At 36.3% G+C, this 15,305-nt stretch carries 13 protein-coding genes; 9 read left to right on the top strand and 4 right to left on the bottom strand.

Annotation, left to right across the window (positions count from 1 at the left end):
* Positions 1 to 13 precede the first annotated feature (13 nt).
* The 4 genes from M0G43_RS04110 to rpoN all read left to right on the top strand — a co-directional run bounded on the left by M0G43_RS04110 (position 14) and on the right by rpoN (position 6,808).
* Positions 14 to 1,258 carry a hypothetical protein gene (locus M0G43_RS04110; protein ID WP_248023685.1) on the top strand — a complete coding sequence of 415 codons (1,245 nt, stop codon included), beginning with the start codon at positions 14 to 16 and terminating at the stop codon, positions 1,256 to 1,258.
* Positions 1,259 to 1,331: 73 nt separating this feature from the next.
* Positions 1,332 to 3,737: an efflux RND transporter permease subunit gene (locus M0G43_RS04105; protein WP_248023684.1), complete on the top strand. Its 2,406-nt coding sequence runs from the start codon at positions 1,332 to 1,334 to the stop codon at positions 3,735 to 3,737.
* Positions 3,738 to 3,817: 80 nt separating this feature from the next.
* Positions 3,818 to 5,251 (top strand): asparagine--tRNA ligase, encoded by a 1,434-nt coding sequence (gene asnS, locus M0G43_RS04100; protein ID WP_248023683.1) that lies wholly within the window; start codon positions 3,818 to 3,820, stop codon positions 5,249 to 5,251.
* A gap of 93 nt (positions 5,252 to 5,344) precedes the next feature.
* The gene (rpoN, locus tag M0G43_RS04095; protein WP_248023682.1) at positions 5,345 to 6,808 is read left to right on the top strand and encodes an RNA polymerase factor sigma-54; all 1,464 of its coding nucleotides are present in this window, start codon (positions 5,345 to 5,347) and stop codon (positions 6,806 to 6,808) included.
* On the opposite strand, the gene M0G43_RS04090 is transcribed toward rpoN, so the two are convergent.
* The gene (locus M0G43_RS04090) at positions 6,809 to 7,693 is read right to left on the bottom strand and encodes a hypothetical protein (protein WP_248023679.1); all 885 of its coding nucleotides are present in this window, start codon (positions 7,691 to 7,693) and stop codon (positions 6,809 to 6,811) included.
* Between the two features lie 68 nt (positions 7,694 to 7,761).
* Here M0G43_RS04090 and M0G43_RS04085 point away from each other — a divergent pair, with 68 nt between their 5' ends.
* Positions 7,762 to 8,367, top strand: coding sequence for a hypothetical protein (locus tag M0G43_RS04085; RefSeq protein WP_248023677.1), 606 nt, complete (start codon positions 7,762 to 7,764; stop codon positions 8,365 to 8,367).
* A gap of 19 nt (positions 8,368 to 8,386) precedes the next feature.
* On the opposite strand, the gene M0G43_RS04080 is transcribed toward M0G43_RS04085, so the two are convergent.
* From M0G43_RS04080 to M0G43_RS04070, 3 genes are all read right to left on the bottom strand, one after another.
* Positions 8,387 to 9,109: a porin family protein gene (locus M0G43_RS04080; protein ID WP_248023675.1), complete on the bottom strand. Its 723-nt coding sequence runs from the start codon at positions 9,107 to 9,109 to the stop codon at positions 8,387 to 8,389.
* Positions 9,110 to 9,478: 369 nt separating this feature from the next.
* Complete coding sequence (locus M0G43_RS04075) at positions 9,479 to 11,020, bottom strand: ribonuclease E/G (RefSeq protein ID WP_248023674.1); 1,542 nt, start codon at positions 11,018 to 11,020, stop codon at positions 9,479 to 9,481.
* Positions 11,021 to 11,332: 312 nt separating this feature from the next.
* On the bottom strand, positions 11,333 to 11,623 hold the full coding sequence (locus M0G43_RS04070; RefSeq protein WP_248023673.1) for an HU family DNA-binding protein: 291 nt from the start codon (positions 11,621 to 11,623) through the stop codon (positions 11,333 to 11,335).
* Between the two features lie 133 nt (positions 11,624 to 11,756).
* On the opposite strand from M0G43_RS04070, the gene mutY reads away from it, so the two are divergent.
* The 4 genes from mutY (at position 11,757) to gldD (ending at position 15,260) form a co-directional block, all read left to right on the top strand.
* Positions 11,757 to 12,806: an A/G-specific adenine glycosylase gene (gene mutY / locus M0G43_RS04065; protein WP_248023672.1), complete on the top strand. Its 1,050-nt coding sequence runs from the start codon at positions 11,757 to 11,759 to the stop codon at positions 12,804 to 12,806.
* A gap of 73 nt (positions 12,807 to 12,879) precedes the next feature.
* Positions 12,880 to 13,311 (top strand): single-stranded DNA-binding protein, encoded by a 432-nt coding sequence (locus tag M0G43_RS04060; protein ID WP_248023671.1) that lies wholly within the window; start codon positions 12,880 to 12,882, stop codon positions 13,309 to 13,311.
* 25 nt (positions 13,312 to 13,336) lie between these two features.
* A complete protein-coding gene (locus tag M0G43_RS04055) occupies positions 13,337 to 14,644 on the top strand; it encodes a gliding motility-associated protein GldE (protein WP_248023670.1) in 1,308 nt (435 codons plus the stop codon).
* A gap of 22 nt (positions 14,645 to 14,666) precedes the next feature.
* Complete coding sequence (gldD, locus tag M0G43_RS04050; RefSeq protein ID WP_248023669.1) at positions 14,667 to 15,260, top strand: gliding motility lipoprotein GldD; 594 nt, start codon at positions 14,667 to 14,669, stop codon at positions 15,258 to 15,260.
* The last annotated feature ends 45 nt before the right edge of the window (positions 15,261 to 15,305 follow it).

Below are 15,305 nucleotides of genomic sequence, written 5' to 3'. Positions count from 1 at the left end.
TCTACTTTTATTCATGTTTTGGTGGTCTGCACAGTCACAAATCCCAAGTAAATCCAACGACACTTTAACGGTTGTTGAGCAAGATTCCATTCGTCAAAGTAAATTTCTGAAACAGATTGGTCAAGGTTTTTTCCCTACAAAATACATTGACATCGACCTTCGTTATCTGATAAAATTCAATCAATACGAAGGAATCCGTACAGGACTTGGTGGTCAGACCAATGAAAAATTATCTGACAAATACCGTATGAACGGCTATCTTGTGTATGGTTTTAAGGATCATAATTTTAAGTATAGTATCGCTGGAGGTGTCAGGGTTTCAAAGGAAAATAGCACATGGATTAATGTGTCTTATACCGATGATTTACAAGAAACAGGTAGCTCTAATTTTTTGACTGACAAACGGTTTTTTTCATTTTTTGAACCTCGATTGTTGAATATTGATTTGTTTCATCATCACATCACAAAATCAATTTCGCTCGAGCACAAAATCACGCCATATTTGCTTTCAGAAACGCAATTATCGAGAAGCAATAATACCACAACCTATGACTATGCTTTTTTAGTGGACGGAAAAGAGTTTCGCGAATTTCGTTTGAGCAATGCAAAAATATCTTTACAGTGGAATCCCTTCAACACCTTTGAAAAAGTAAATGACGTCTCTGTTGAAACCGAAGGTTATCCAAATTTCACACTACAGCTTACAAAAAGTTTCAAGGATGTCTTGAATAGCGATTTCAATTTTTTCAAAACAGATTTCAGGACGATCTATAAAGAGAGTTTTATCGGTGAATCGTCAACCGAGTTCACTTTAACCGGAGGAATTGCCACAGGCAAAACGCCTTTGACACATTTATATCACGCCTATCCAAATAACATTACTAAAGAAACAATTCTACAGCGATTTTCTGTGGCTGGCATTAACAGCTTTGAGACGATGTATTTCAATGAGTTTTTCTCTGATCGATTTGCAACGCTTCAAATAAAACACTTCGTGAAACCTTTTAAATTCAGTAAAAAATATCAACCACAATTGGTGCTGATTTCCCGTATGGCTATCGGTACTATGCACGATATAGACAGACATCAAAATATCGAATTCGAAACTTTAAGAAAAGGCTACTCTGAAGCCGGTTTTGAAATCAATAAATTATTGTTCGGTTTCGGATTGAGTTTCGCCTATCGTTATGGCGCCTATCACATTCCTAATTTGGAAGACAATCTAGCACTGAAGTTCACTTTTAACATCTCGCTTTAGCGTCAAACATTAAATCTTATTTTAGAGGTCATTTCCTTCCCTTTTTTCTACCTTTGTCGCTGCATTTCGGGTTATGTCTAAATTATTTACAAAAAGTTTCTGGGAAGTTGTTGCAAGGCTCATATTGCGCAACCGAATTGGTATTTTAATCGGCATCATTTTGATGACGCTTTTTTTTGCTTATCAGTGGAAAAATATGCGTTTTACTTATACTGAAGCCAACTTATTGCCAGACGACAATGAAGTGAATATAACCTATAATGAATTTCTGAAAATTTTCGGTGAAGAAGGAAATCTCATTGTACTTGGCGTTAAGGATTCTACGCTTTTTACGGTTGAAAAACTGAATGCTTGGAACAAACTGGCGGAAGATTTCAAAAACTATCCAGAGGTTGAGACCGTTTTATCAATCAAAGACCTTCAAAAGCTTGTCAAAAATACCGAAAAGGAACAGTTTGAATTGGAGCCATTCATTAAGGACTCTATTCATTCAAAAATCGAAATAGATACTTTAGAAAAAGAACTGTTTGAACAATACCCTTTTTACGACAATTTTCTTTTCAATAAGAAAACCAAAACCATCAGAACTGCCATTTATCTGAAAAAAGATATCGTCAATACACCGCGGCGAAAAACGTTTGTTCTTGAAGATTTAGAGCCGAAAATTGCTCAATTTGAAGAAGCACAACAAATGGATGTTCGGGTTTCTGGAATGCCCTATATACGTACCTTGAATGCCCAAATAATTGTCGACGAAATAGGATGGTTTATTGGTGCGGCATTATTTGTCACTTCCTTCATCTTTTTTTTGTTCTTCAGATCGTTTAGAGCCACGTTTATTTCACTGGTGGTTGTGTGTTTCGGCGTGATGTGGACCTTTGGAATTCTTGGTCTTTTCAATTATGAAATCACTGTACTGACGGCTTTGATTCCGCCTTTGATTATTGTCATCGGTATTCCAAACTGTATTTTCCTCATCAACAAATATCAACACGAAGTAAAATCTCACGGAAACAAAGCAAAATCGTTGCAACGTGTGATTACCAAAATTGGAAATGCCACATTGATGACCAATCTCACTACGGCTTCTGGTTTCGCCACTTTTATGCTTACTCAAAGTACGCTTTTGAAAGAGTTTGGTATTGTTGCCTCCTTGAGCATTGTTGGAATTTTTATGCTCTGCATTCTCATCATTCCAATCATCTATAGCTTTCTACCTTTTCCAAAAGATCGTCATTTGGAACACCTCAACAGACGTTGGGTTGGCGGTTTTGTCAATTGGATTGAGCGTATGGTAAAAGAGCACAAAATAGCCATTTATATCACCTCGGTAACGGTTTTAGTGGTAAGCATTATTGGTATTTTTCAAATCAGGATTTCTGGTAGTTTGATTGAAGATATGCCTAAAAAGGCTGAATTTTTCCAGGACATACGATTTTTTGAGCAAGAGTTTAGTGGAATTATGCCATTGGAATTTATGATTGACACCAAACGCAAAAAAGGTGTGATGAAATTGAGCACTCTAAAACGTATGCAGGAGCTCGAAGAAGTTATCGAGGAAACCCATGAGCTATCGCGTCCGATTTCTGTGGTCAGCTTGGTTAAATATTCCAAACAGGCCTATTACAATGGCAACCCGAAATATTATCAGTTGCCGACCAGTCAAGAAAACAGTTTCATTTTGTCTTATGCCAAAAACTCATCTTCCGAAGCCAATTTGCTACAAAACTTTGTAGACAGTACAGGACAATATGCACGTATCACGACTTTTATGAAGGATATTGGCACGGATAAGATGGAGCGTATTGAAGAAAATATCCAAAACAAAATAAACAAGGTTTTTCCAGCGGAAAATTACAACGTCATTATGACTGGAAAAGCGTTGGTATTCCAAAAAGGGACCACATATCTCGTCAAAAATCTTGCAATTTCATTGTCTTTGGCAATTTTGCTTATTGCCTTATTTATGGCATATATGTTCCGTTCGTTGCGTATGATTTTGGTGTCTTTGATTCCGAATATCTTGCCGTTGGTCATCACAGCTGGACTGATGGGATACTTGGGCGTTCCCATCAAACCATCGACCATTTTGGTATTCAGTATTGCCTTCGGAATTTCTGTAGATGATACCATTCACTTTTTAGCAAAATACAGACAGGAATTACAAGCCAACAACTGGAAAATCAGAAAATCTGTGTACGCAGCCTTGAAAGAAACAGGCGTGAGTATGTTCTACACGTCAATTGTTCTTTTCTTTGGATTTTCAGTATTTATCATTTCAAGTTTTGGCGGAACGGTTGCGTTAGGTGCTTTGGTATCTGCCACACTCCTGTTTGCAATGCTTTCAAATTTGTTGCTTTTGCCTTCTCTCCTACTTTCTTTGGAACGAAACATTGCCAATAAAGAAGTCCTTAAGGAACCTTCCATCAATATTATTCCTGAAGAAGATGAAGACGAAGAAGAAAATTCCAAATCTTAAAATTTCAATCGGATAACTCTCATTTGAATTTGAATTTTGACGACTGAAACCCTTATCTTTGCACCTTTAAAAAATTCGAAATGACAGCAAAAACCATTGCAGCTTTATTAAAAACTGAAGCAAAATCTCAAGATATAGAAATCAAAGGATGGGTACGTACCTTTAGAGCGAATCGTTTTATCGCTCTAAATGATGGTTCAACCCTTCAAAATATTCAATGTGTTGTCGATTTTGAAACGATGGATGAATCGCTTTTAAAGCGAATCACTACAGGCGCTGCGTTGCACATTAAAGGTCAACTGATCGAAAGTCAAGGTAAAGGTCAGAGCGTGGAAGTCCAAGTAACGGACATCAAGGTTCTTGGTGATTCTGATCCTGAAACCTATCCTATTCAACCTAAAAAACATTCGTTTGAATTTTTACGTGAGAATGCTCATTTGCGTACGCGTACCAACACGTTCAGCGCTGTGATGCGTTTGCGTTCGACATTGTCTTTTGCCATTCATAAATATTTCAACGAAAATGGATTTTACTATATGCACACGCCTATCATTACAGGTAGCGATGCAGAAGGTGCTGGTGAAATGTTCCGCGTGAGCAATCTCGATGCCAAAAATCCGCCATTGAACGAGGATGGAAGCGTGAATTATAAAGAAGATTTCTTCGGAAAAGAAACCAATTTAACCGTATCTGGTCAATTGGAAGCTGAAACCTATGCGATGTCATTGGGTAAAGTTTACACGTTCGGACCTACTTTTAGGGCTGAAAACTCCAACACCTCGCGCCACTTGGCAGAATTCTGGATGATTGAACCAGAGGTTGCATTTATGGATTTGGCTGGCAATATGGATTTGGCTGAAGATTTTATGAAGTATGTTTTAAAATATACTTTGGACACTAATCGTGAAGATTTGGAATTCTTGGAGCAACGTTTGAAGGATGAAGAGAAAACAAAGCCACAAGCCGAACGTTCGGAAATGAGTCTTATCGAAAAAATAAATTTTGTGGTCGATAACAATTTCAAACGTGTCAGTTATACCGAAGCCATCGAGATTTTACGCGATTCAAAACCAAATAAAAAGAAACAATTCAAATATTTGATTGACCAATGGGGTGCCGATTTGCAAAGTGAACACGAACGCTTTTTGGTTGAAAAACACTTTAAATGTCCTGTTATTTTGTTTGATTATCCAGCAAATATCAAGGCGTTTTATATGCGTTTGAATGAAGATGGAAAAACCGTAAGAGCAATGGATATTCTCTTCCCTGGCATCGGAGAGATGGTAGGCGGTTCACAGCGTGAAGAGCGTTTGGACGTTTTGAAAGAAAAAATGAAAGCTTTGGATATCGATGAGAAAGAATTGTGGTGGTACCTCGATTTGCGAAAGTACGGCACTGCCGTTCACTCTGGTTTCGGACTTGGATTTGAGCGTTTGGTGATGTTCACCACTGGTATGGGCAACATTAGAGACGTGATTCCTTATCCAAGAACACCGCAGAATGCGGAATTTTAAACGATTTTTACTCTAAATATTTTCACAAAACAATCTACATATTCAACTTATATAGATTGTTTTTTTTATTTTTAAAGTCACTCAAGTTACCTTATGCTTAAACAATATTTACAGTTCAAATTATCACAAAAGTTGTCACCGCAACAAATTCAATTGATGAAATTGATTCAGTTGCCTACGCAAGCTTTTGAACAACGATTGAAGCAGGAAATGGAAGAAAATCCTGCGCTTGAAGGTGGCAAGGATGAACCCGAAAACTACGATGATACTTACGATGAATTTGATAATTCAGACGATGGTTATGATGATTCTGAAACCATAGGTGAAGACATCAATGTCGATGAATATTTGAGTGATGACGACATTCCTGATTATCGTACACAAACCAACAATTACAGCGCAGACGATGACGACAAGGACATTCCGTTTGCAGCTGGTACATCTTTCACTCAATATTTGACCAATCAGTTAAACACCTTCCGATTGACGGATGATGAACGCGATATTGCCGAGTTTTTGGTGGGAAGTGTGGACGAAAGCGGTTATATACGTCGCTCGCTGACCGATATTGCTGATGATTTGGCATTTACACAGAATGTTTATACGGACGAAAAAAGCATCGAAAAAGTGCTTCACATTGTTCATCAATTAGACCCAGCAGGTGTTGGCGCTCGCAATCTTCAAGAGTGTTTGAGCATTCAATTGCATCGCAAAGAGAAAAATCCAGATGTCGAATTGGCCATCGATATCATCGACAATGCCTTTGAGCAATTCACCAAAAAGCACTATAAAAAACTGCTGCAAAAGTTCGACATAACCGAAATGCAACTTAAGGATGCCATTGATGAAATTGAACATCTAAATCCAAAACCTGGAGGTTCTTACTCTGGAAACAATAAAATCGTGGAACATATTGTTCCTGATTTTGCAATTAAAATTGTAGATGGTGAATTGGAATTGACCTTGAACGGTAGAAATGCACCTGAACTTCACGTATCAAGGGAATATACAGATATGATGAAGGGTTACAAGGAAGCAAAAGATAAATCCAAATCACAAAAAGATGCTGTGTTGTTCATCAAGCAGAAACTCGATGCTGCGAAGTGGTTCATTGAAGCCATCAAGCAACGTCAACAAACACTTTTTGTGACGATGAGTGCCATAATGCATTATCAAAAGGAATATTTTTTGACTGGTGATGAGACCAAGCTTCGACCGATGATTTTAAAGGATATTGCTGACGAAATCGATATGGATGTTTCCACGGTTTCTCGTGTGGCCAATAGCAAATATGTCGATACGCCTTATGGTACAAAACTCATCAAGGATTTCTTTTCAGAATCGATGACCAACGACCAAGGCGAAGAAGTATCTACGCGCGAAATCAAGAAGATTTTGGAAATCACGATTGCTGACGAAAACAAACGCAAGCCACTGACCGATGACAAATTGGCTGCCATTCTATTGGAAAAAGGCTATCCTATCGCACGGAGAACCGTTGCCAAATATCGTGAGCAGTTAGATATTCCTGTGGCGAGATTAAGGAAAAAAATTTAGTTAATCACATAACTGAATCTCTACCTCTTTGTGTAAATTTTGAATTTGAGCAGATATTTCAATTATTTCAGCAAGATTGGGTAAAGATTCAAAATTTGGTTTTAATTCCTTCAATAATGCAATTGTCGAAATATATTTTCCATATTTCAAATCACTCGCATAGCTCAAAAATATAGCCTCATTTTTAGTCAACAATTCTCTCAAAGTTTCTTTAGAAATAAGTTTATTTTGTTTGTCAAATAAGCCATTATTGGTCATTGTTAAACACTCATACGAGATACTTTTAAGTTTGTCATTTAAAAGATCCTTTTGTAAACTATAAACAGCTGTCTCAATTGATGTTTGATGTTTCCATTCAACACTATTCTTATTTGGAACTCGCGGAAAATCACTAATATCCTCATTTAAGTGCTCTTGAGCTTCACTATCATCTTGCACAGGTATATATTCTAAAGGTAAATATGAAAAATAAGAAATAGGTGATTGATGCTTGATACCTTTGATATTTCTTCTATGTTTTGAATCTAGATTCGATCTATATATTATGTATCTAGAGCTATTTGTACTTGCAATTTCAGTTTTTATCGAATCAATTAGTGAATAATTGACTCTTTCGTCAGCGAAAATATGGACATATTTTTTTGCGTGCATCATCGACAAACCATAGTTCTTAATTGGACGATAAAGAACTTGCTTTACCTCATAAATTTTAATCGTATCCTTCTCATAAAGAATACTTCCATTTTTCGTCACATAGAAATCAAAATGAGGTTCTACCAAAGTGCCAATTTTCATATCAACTTTTGGCAGTTGGATGGAATCAATTTGCGAATAACTATGTATGCAGAAAAAATAAAAAGCAATTATGGTTGTATAAAATTTCATCGAAATATTTTAAGTTGATTGGAATAAACTTACTTTTATGATGTTGTAAATATACCAAAACATATAGTTTGAATCATATCCTCAAAAGCATCTCCTTTATCTTTCATCCTGTCATTATGCCTTTGCTGGGTGTGTTGTTTTATTTTTCAAAAACACCTCGCTTTATACCAGAACCGATAATGAAGGCAAAGGTGTTTTCAATCACAATTCTTACAATTATCCTTCCTATTTTGGTTTACTTTCTGCTCAAAACTATTAAAAATGTAAAGTCCGTTTATTTGGAAAGTACAAAAGAACGTATCGTACCATTAACCGTCAACATCGCCATCGTATCACTGATTCTCTATCGCGTATTGCCACCTACAGAAATCGAAGAGCTCTATTATTTCTTTCTGGGAATTCTATGTTCTACGATAGCTTGTCTGCTCTTGGCAATTTTGAAGTTTAAAGCAAGCATCCATATGATAGCTTCTGCCGGATTCTTTATGTTTGCCGTGGCGTTGAGCATCCATTTCAAAATCAACATTAATGGCACCATCGCTTTGATGTGCATCATTTTAGGAGCCATTGCAACTTCGAGATTACACCTAAAAGCACATTCAAATATCGAATTGATAATTGGTTTCTTTATCGGATTGATTCCGCAATTGTTTGTTTTGAATTATTGGCTTTGAAAAGACCGATGATTTCTGACTACAAAATATAAAATATCAATCCCACTTTGATGCTTGTCATGTTCAAAGCCTCACCGTTGATTGTTCCTGGTTTGTCAAATAAGGAATTCAAACCATAATAAATATGCGCATTCCAGGTAGAATAACCAGCGCTGAACGTTAGTCCATACCTAAAACGAACGACATCATCAATGTTGGAGTTTTTAATCTTACCAATGCTACCATCAAATTTTGATGAATTTAAAAGCACATATCCAAACTTCACGCCAGTATATATGCGCCAAAATTGATATTCTGTGGCAGTAGAAGTTCGCCATCTAATTTCCAAAGGTACTTCAACCAAGTAGGTAGTAAATTTATTTTTGTTGAAAGAAATACTGTCTTCGTCAATGATTGAATAGTTGAACTCACCATCTGGCTGCTCGGCAATCAGCATATTTTGGTTGTATGAGTTCGAAGAAAGCCCGACGCCAACACCGATTGCCCGATTGCGTCGTTCATTAATAGGCATATCTCTTATAAATCCAAAATGGAATCCAGCAGAAAAACCTCGTTGTGAAAGTCCGTTTGGTGCTTTATTGAGAAGATTATAGGTTAATGAAAAGTAAAATTGGTCCTCACGATAGTTGTTGTCCACAATGGTAATGGAATCGTTTTGGGTTTGTATCGTATCACGCTCCACTTGAGAAAACCCTTGAAGAAATCCACACAATACACATATAAAGACACAAAGTTGCTTCATATGACAAATATAAATGAATAATGGTTGAATATGTATTCTCAACTTACAATATGTATCCACCAACTAACATTATCCTTCCGACACATAACAATATTGCTCCACTAACTAACATTCTTGCTCCGCTAACTAACATTCTTGCTCCGCCAACTGACAATCTCCTCCCACCAATTGACAATATTACTCCGACAACTGACAATCGCGCTCCACCAAATAACATTCTGCCTCCGACAACCTACAATATGCTTCCGCCAACTCACAATCTCCTTCCTCCATAGTTAAATATCTCAAACCTCATCACTCACATCTCACATCTAACGTCCAAAAACAAAAAACCCTCTCCACGCAATGTGAAAAGGGTTTCTATAGATATTATTTGATTTCCTTGCCATCTTTATCAAAAAAATGGTATTCAAGATATGTGTAAGCATCTCTGGGCTGTATTTTCACCCATTTTTTGTGTTCCAAAAACCATTTGGAACGTACCGATGGAAAGCCTTTCGTCAAAAAGGCTGCTATAAAAGGATGTGTGTTTAAAGTCACCTTCTTATAGTCTTTCTTGAAAATCCTCTCAAGGTCTTGGTTGATGCGGTTCACCACTTTAATTGGTGCTTCAATCTCATCACCACTACCATTTGGGTTTTCTTCTTTGGTTTCAATGTTGCGCTCTGGCCTTACGCGTTGTCTGGTAATCTGTACCAGTCCAAACTTGCTCGGAGGCAATATTTTGTGTTTCGCTTTGTCATCGCTCATTTCATTGCGCAGATGATCGTAAAGCTTCTTGCGGTTCGCAGCGTTAGACATATCTATAAAATCCACTACAATGATGCCTCCCATATCGCGCAAGCGCAACTGTCGGGCAATCTCTGTGGCCGAAATTAGGTTAACCTCTAAAGCTGTGTCCTCTTGGTTTTTTTCTTTGTTGGATCGGTTTCCACTGTTCACATCAATAACGTGCAATGCTTCGGTGTGTTCTATCACAATGTACGCTCCTTTTGCCATAGAGACCGTACGTCCGAAAGACGTCTTTATCTGACGCTCAATGCCGTATTTTTCAAATACTGGCACACCATTGCTATGATGTTTTACAATAGATTCCTTTTTAGGTGCAATCTGGTGCACATAATCTTTTACTTGTCCATAAAGAGCTTCGTCATCCACGACGATGTTGGAAAATGAATCATTAAAAATGTCCCTCAAAATAGAGGAAGCCTTGTTCATTTCGCCCAATACCTTACTAGGATGATGTGCCTTATGGATCTTTTTACACATTGCTGTCCATCTATTCAGCAAATTCTGTAAATCACTGTCCAATTCTGCTACTTTCTTGCCTTCAGCAACTGTGCGTATAATGACGCCAAACCCTTTGGGGGTAATGCTTTTGACCAATCGCTTTAAACGATCTTTTTCTTCTTTAGATTCAATCTTTTGAGAGATAGAAATTCTGTCAGAAAAAGGCACCAAAACAATATACCTTCCTGCAATCGAAAGCTCCGAACTCAATCGAGGCCCTTTTGTACTAATAGGTTCTTTTACAATCTGTACCAAGATGGATTGATTGGCCTTCAGCGCATTGCTGATGCTGCCATTTTTATCAATATCCTTCTCAAACTGAAAGTTTTTCAGTAGGAAATCGGTAGGTTTCCCTGTGCTTACACGTTTAATGAATTTTAAAAGGGAAGGAATTTGAGGCCCTAAATCGTGATAATGCAAAAATGCATCTTTTTCGTAACCCACATTTACAAATGCGGCATTTAGTCCTGGAACCACTTTACGGATCTTGGCGATAAACACATCACCTACCGAAAAGTTGTTATCCTCTTCCTCTTTGTGCAATTCAATAAGTTTTCCATCTTTTAATAAGGCGAAATCAACAACATCGGAACTCGAACGAATAATCAATTCTTTATCCATAATGTTAATTTACTCCACTCCGACTACTCATCGGAATAGATGGTTAATACTTTTTTGACACAGGATTAATTTAATCCGGTAAATCCATGCCAATGCATAGGTAGATGCATTATTGGAATGAATTTTATATCAAAGAACGTTGTTGTGAAAAATTGAAAAAGTAGTTTTTCAACTACTTTTTCTAATCTATTTCTTTTTGTGACGATTAGCGCGTCTACGTTTTTTACGCTTATGCGTCGCTACCTTGTGTCTTTTTCTCTTTTTACCACTTGGCATAGATCAAGTTTTTAAAATTAATGTTTCTTTTAATGTTTATTGAACATCAACATTGGTTTTAACACCTTCTACAAATACTTTTGCAGGTTTAAATGCTGGAATGTTGTGTGCTGGTATTTTGATAGTGGTATTTTTAGAAATGTTTCTACCTGTTTTTTCAGCTCTTGTTTTGATGATGAAACTACCGAAACCTCTCAAGTAAACGTTATCTCCACCTTCTAGAGATGTTTTTACTTCCTCCATGAATGTTTCAACTGTTGCTTGAACATCTCCTTTTTCAATTCCTAATTTGTCAGAAATTTTCGCTACTATATCAGCTTTTGTCATTGTAAATTTTTTTTAGGGTTACTATTAATTATTAGGGATGCAAATATAGGAATTTTAATTTCAATATTTCAAACCTAATTAATTAAAATTTAACCTACTAAACTGCTATTTTTGTGTTTGAATATAGTTTAGAATGAATTTTAGTAAAATTTTAACTTATTGGTATTCAGAATTTAAGAGAGATTTCCCTTGGCGAAACACAAAAGAACCCTATTTCATTTGGCTATCGGAAATAATCATGCAACAAACCCAAACCAAACAAGGGTTACCATATTATGAAGCTTTTGTTACCAAATTTCCTACGGTTTTTGGCCTCGCAAAAGCCCAAGAAAGCGAGGTTTTAAAACTTTGGCAAGGATTAGGCTACTATTCCAGAGCTAGAAATCTACATTTTACAGCAAAATATGTTGTTGATGAACTGAACGGCGTTTTTCCAAATCAATACAAAGATCTTATTAAATTAAAGGGTATCGGAGATTACACTGCGAGTGCCATTGCATCTATATGTTATAATGAGCCCACTGCTGTGGTTGATGGCAATGTGTATCGTGTTCTCTCGCGTTACTTCGGAATATCCACTCCTATAAATTCATCGGAAGGGATAAAAGAATTCAAAGCTTTAGCAACTTCATTGATTGATAAAGACAATCCTGGAGATTACAATCAGGCCATTATGGAGTTTGGAGCCACACAATGTAAACCTCAAAATCCAGATTGCAATGTTTGCCCTTTAATCTCTAATTGTGTTGCATTCAACAAGAACCTTGTGAAGGAGCTTCCTGTGAAATTGAAAAAAACGAAAGTCTCAACAAAATACTTCAACTTTCTTGTTTTCATCTCTGCCGATGGAAAAACTCTCTTTGAGAAAAGAACTTCCAAAGGAATTTGGCAGAATCTATATCAATTTCCATTATTGGAAACCAAAAGTCCATTGACCATTGATACATTCAAAAATCACCCATATATAAAGGAATACTTAAAAGGAAGTTCTTTTAAATATAGTTTGTACAATGACATGGACGTCATTCACAAATTATCGCATCAACATCTTCATACCAAATTTTGGATTGTTGAGATTGAAAAACTCCCGAAAGCTGGAATTCCTTTCGACAATTTAACAGCGCATCCAACTTCCATTTTAATCAGCAATTTCATAGATGAGTTTGATTTTTCAGCATATTAACTCCTCTTTTTTTATTACCTTTAATAAGTCGTTGTAAAAAACTATTTTTGCAAATTAAATTGTCTTAAAGATTATGTCAGGAACGTTGAATAAAGTTATGCTCATTGGGCATTTGGGAGATGAAGTGAAAATGCACTATTTTGAAGGTGGTGATTGTGTAGGCAGATTTCCTCTAGCCACCAACGAGACTTATACTAGCAAAAAAACCAACGAACGTGTCACAAACACTGAATGGCACAACATTGTAGTGCGCAACAAAGGTGCTGAAATATGTGAAAAATATTTGAGTAAAGGCGATATGGTTTATATTGAAGGACGCATCAAAACCCGAAAATGGACGGATGAAAAAGGCATAGAACGTTTTTCAACCGAGATACAGTGTACCGACTTTACTTTTTTGACTACAAAAAAAGAGAAACAAGGAATGCCACAAGCTAATCACAATATAACCTCATCAACCCAAAACACCTCTGTTGAAGAAAAGGATGATGACCTTCCTTTTTGATTTTGTTTAATTAATTGCATGTCTATTGGACCCAGAGCCCACGAGTTTAGTCATTTTATTTTCTTCAGATAATATTTCCATAATTTTGGGAGTTGTTCTACTTTTTATCTTATTGTTTTGTTCTGCAATGATTTCTGGTGCCGAAGTGGCGCTTTTCTCTTTAACCCGAACTGATCTTGAAAAAGGGATTGAAGATGGTTCAAAAAAATTTGAAATCATTTCAAAGTTAATGGAGCGACCAAAAAAATTATTGGCCACCATTTTAGTCGCCAATAATTTTATCAATATCGCTATTGTCATTTTGTTCGCCTATTTGGGTGAATTTATTTTTTACAGTATTGATATTCCGGTAGCGAGATTTCTACTGGAAGTTGTATTGGTTACATTTCTGATTTTACTTTTTGGAGAAATTATCCCCAAAGTGTATGCCAACCGAAATCGAATTCAGTTTTCTACTTTTATGGCTTACCCTATAAAAGTTTTGGACATATTATTTTCCCCAATCAGCCTACCGATGAGGCATTTTACCATTGCAATTCATAACAGATTAGGAAAGCAAAAATCGAATATCAGTGTAGACCAGCTATCTCAAGCTTTAGAGCTTACCAAAGAAAGCGATACCACGCACGAAGAACAAAAAATTCTGCAAGGCATTGTATCTTTTGGTAATACTGATGTGAAACAGGTAATGAGACCACGAATCGATATTTTTGCATTGCAAGCCGCAGAAAAGTTCATTGAGATTATGCCTCAAATAGTTGAAAATGGTTATTCAAGAATTCCTGTTTATGAAGACACAATAGACTCTGTAATAGGCATTTTGTACGTCAAAGATTTGCTGCCATACATAGACCGTAAACAATTTGACTGGACAATCCTCTTGAGAGAACCATTTTTTGTTCCAGAAAACAAAAAACTGGACGATTTAATGGTAGAATTTAGAACCAAAAAAGTACATCTTGCAATCGTGGTTGATGAATATGGTGGTACGTCTGGAGTAGTATCATTAGAGGATGTAATTGAGGAAATTGTAGGCGATATAAGCGATGAGTTTGATGATGATGATTTGACTTACACAAAAATCGACGACAAGAATTATACTTTTGAAGGAAAAACCCCTTTAAAAGATTTTATGAAAATAGTTAATATTGAAGAGGAGTCGGATTTTGAAGATCATAAAGGAGAGGCTGAAACTCTAGCCGGATTTGTTTTGGAAATTTCGGGAATTTTTCCGAGACGTGGCAGTAAAATAAATTTTAAAAATTACGTTTTCACCATAGAAGCCCTTGATAAAAAACGTATCAAGCAACTAAAATTTACAATTTTGGAGTAAGACTTCGAGAATACTACTGCAAATGATTTTAAAACCAAAACATTTACTTTACGCCTTTTCAACCCTATTTTTAGCTTGTGGCAACGATCCTATACCAAAACCGAAAGGATTTTTGCGATTGGAATACCCAACACCTGACTATAAGAATGTGGATGTTTCCCTTCCGTTTACGTTCGATAAAAACTCTATGTCAGAACGAATAAAAAGCATCAAGGCGGACTCTGCAAACAATATTTATGGCGTTGACATTGACTACCCAAAACTGAAAGGAACCATTTATCTCACCTACAAAAACGTTTCGTCAAAGGAGCAATTAATGACTTATATTAAAGATGCCCAAAACCTTACCCAAAAACATGTTATAAAGGCTGATGAGATTGTAGAACAACCTTATATTAACAAAGAGCATAACGTTTACGGAATGTTTTATGAAGTAGGAGGTAATGCAGCCTCACAATCTCAATTTTATGTTACAGATAGCGTCAATCATTTTTTAAATGGCTCTTTATACTTTTATGCCAAACCAAACTATGATTCCATATATCCTGCAGCTGTTTATTTAAAAAATGATATTCAGCACATCATGGAAAGTTTGAGATGGAAAGACTTTAAATAAAAAAATCCCGCTACTATAGCGGGATTTTTATTTATAGGACATTAT

The sequence above is a fragment of the Subsaxibacter sp. CAU 1640 genome (genome assembly GCF_023156585.1).
Lineage (GTDB): Bacteria > Bacteroidota > Bacteroidia > Flavobacteriales > Flavobacteriaceae > JBPOFM01.
Note: the sequence above shows the minus strand (reverse complement) of the source record. Positions and strands in the feature narration are given on the sequence as shown.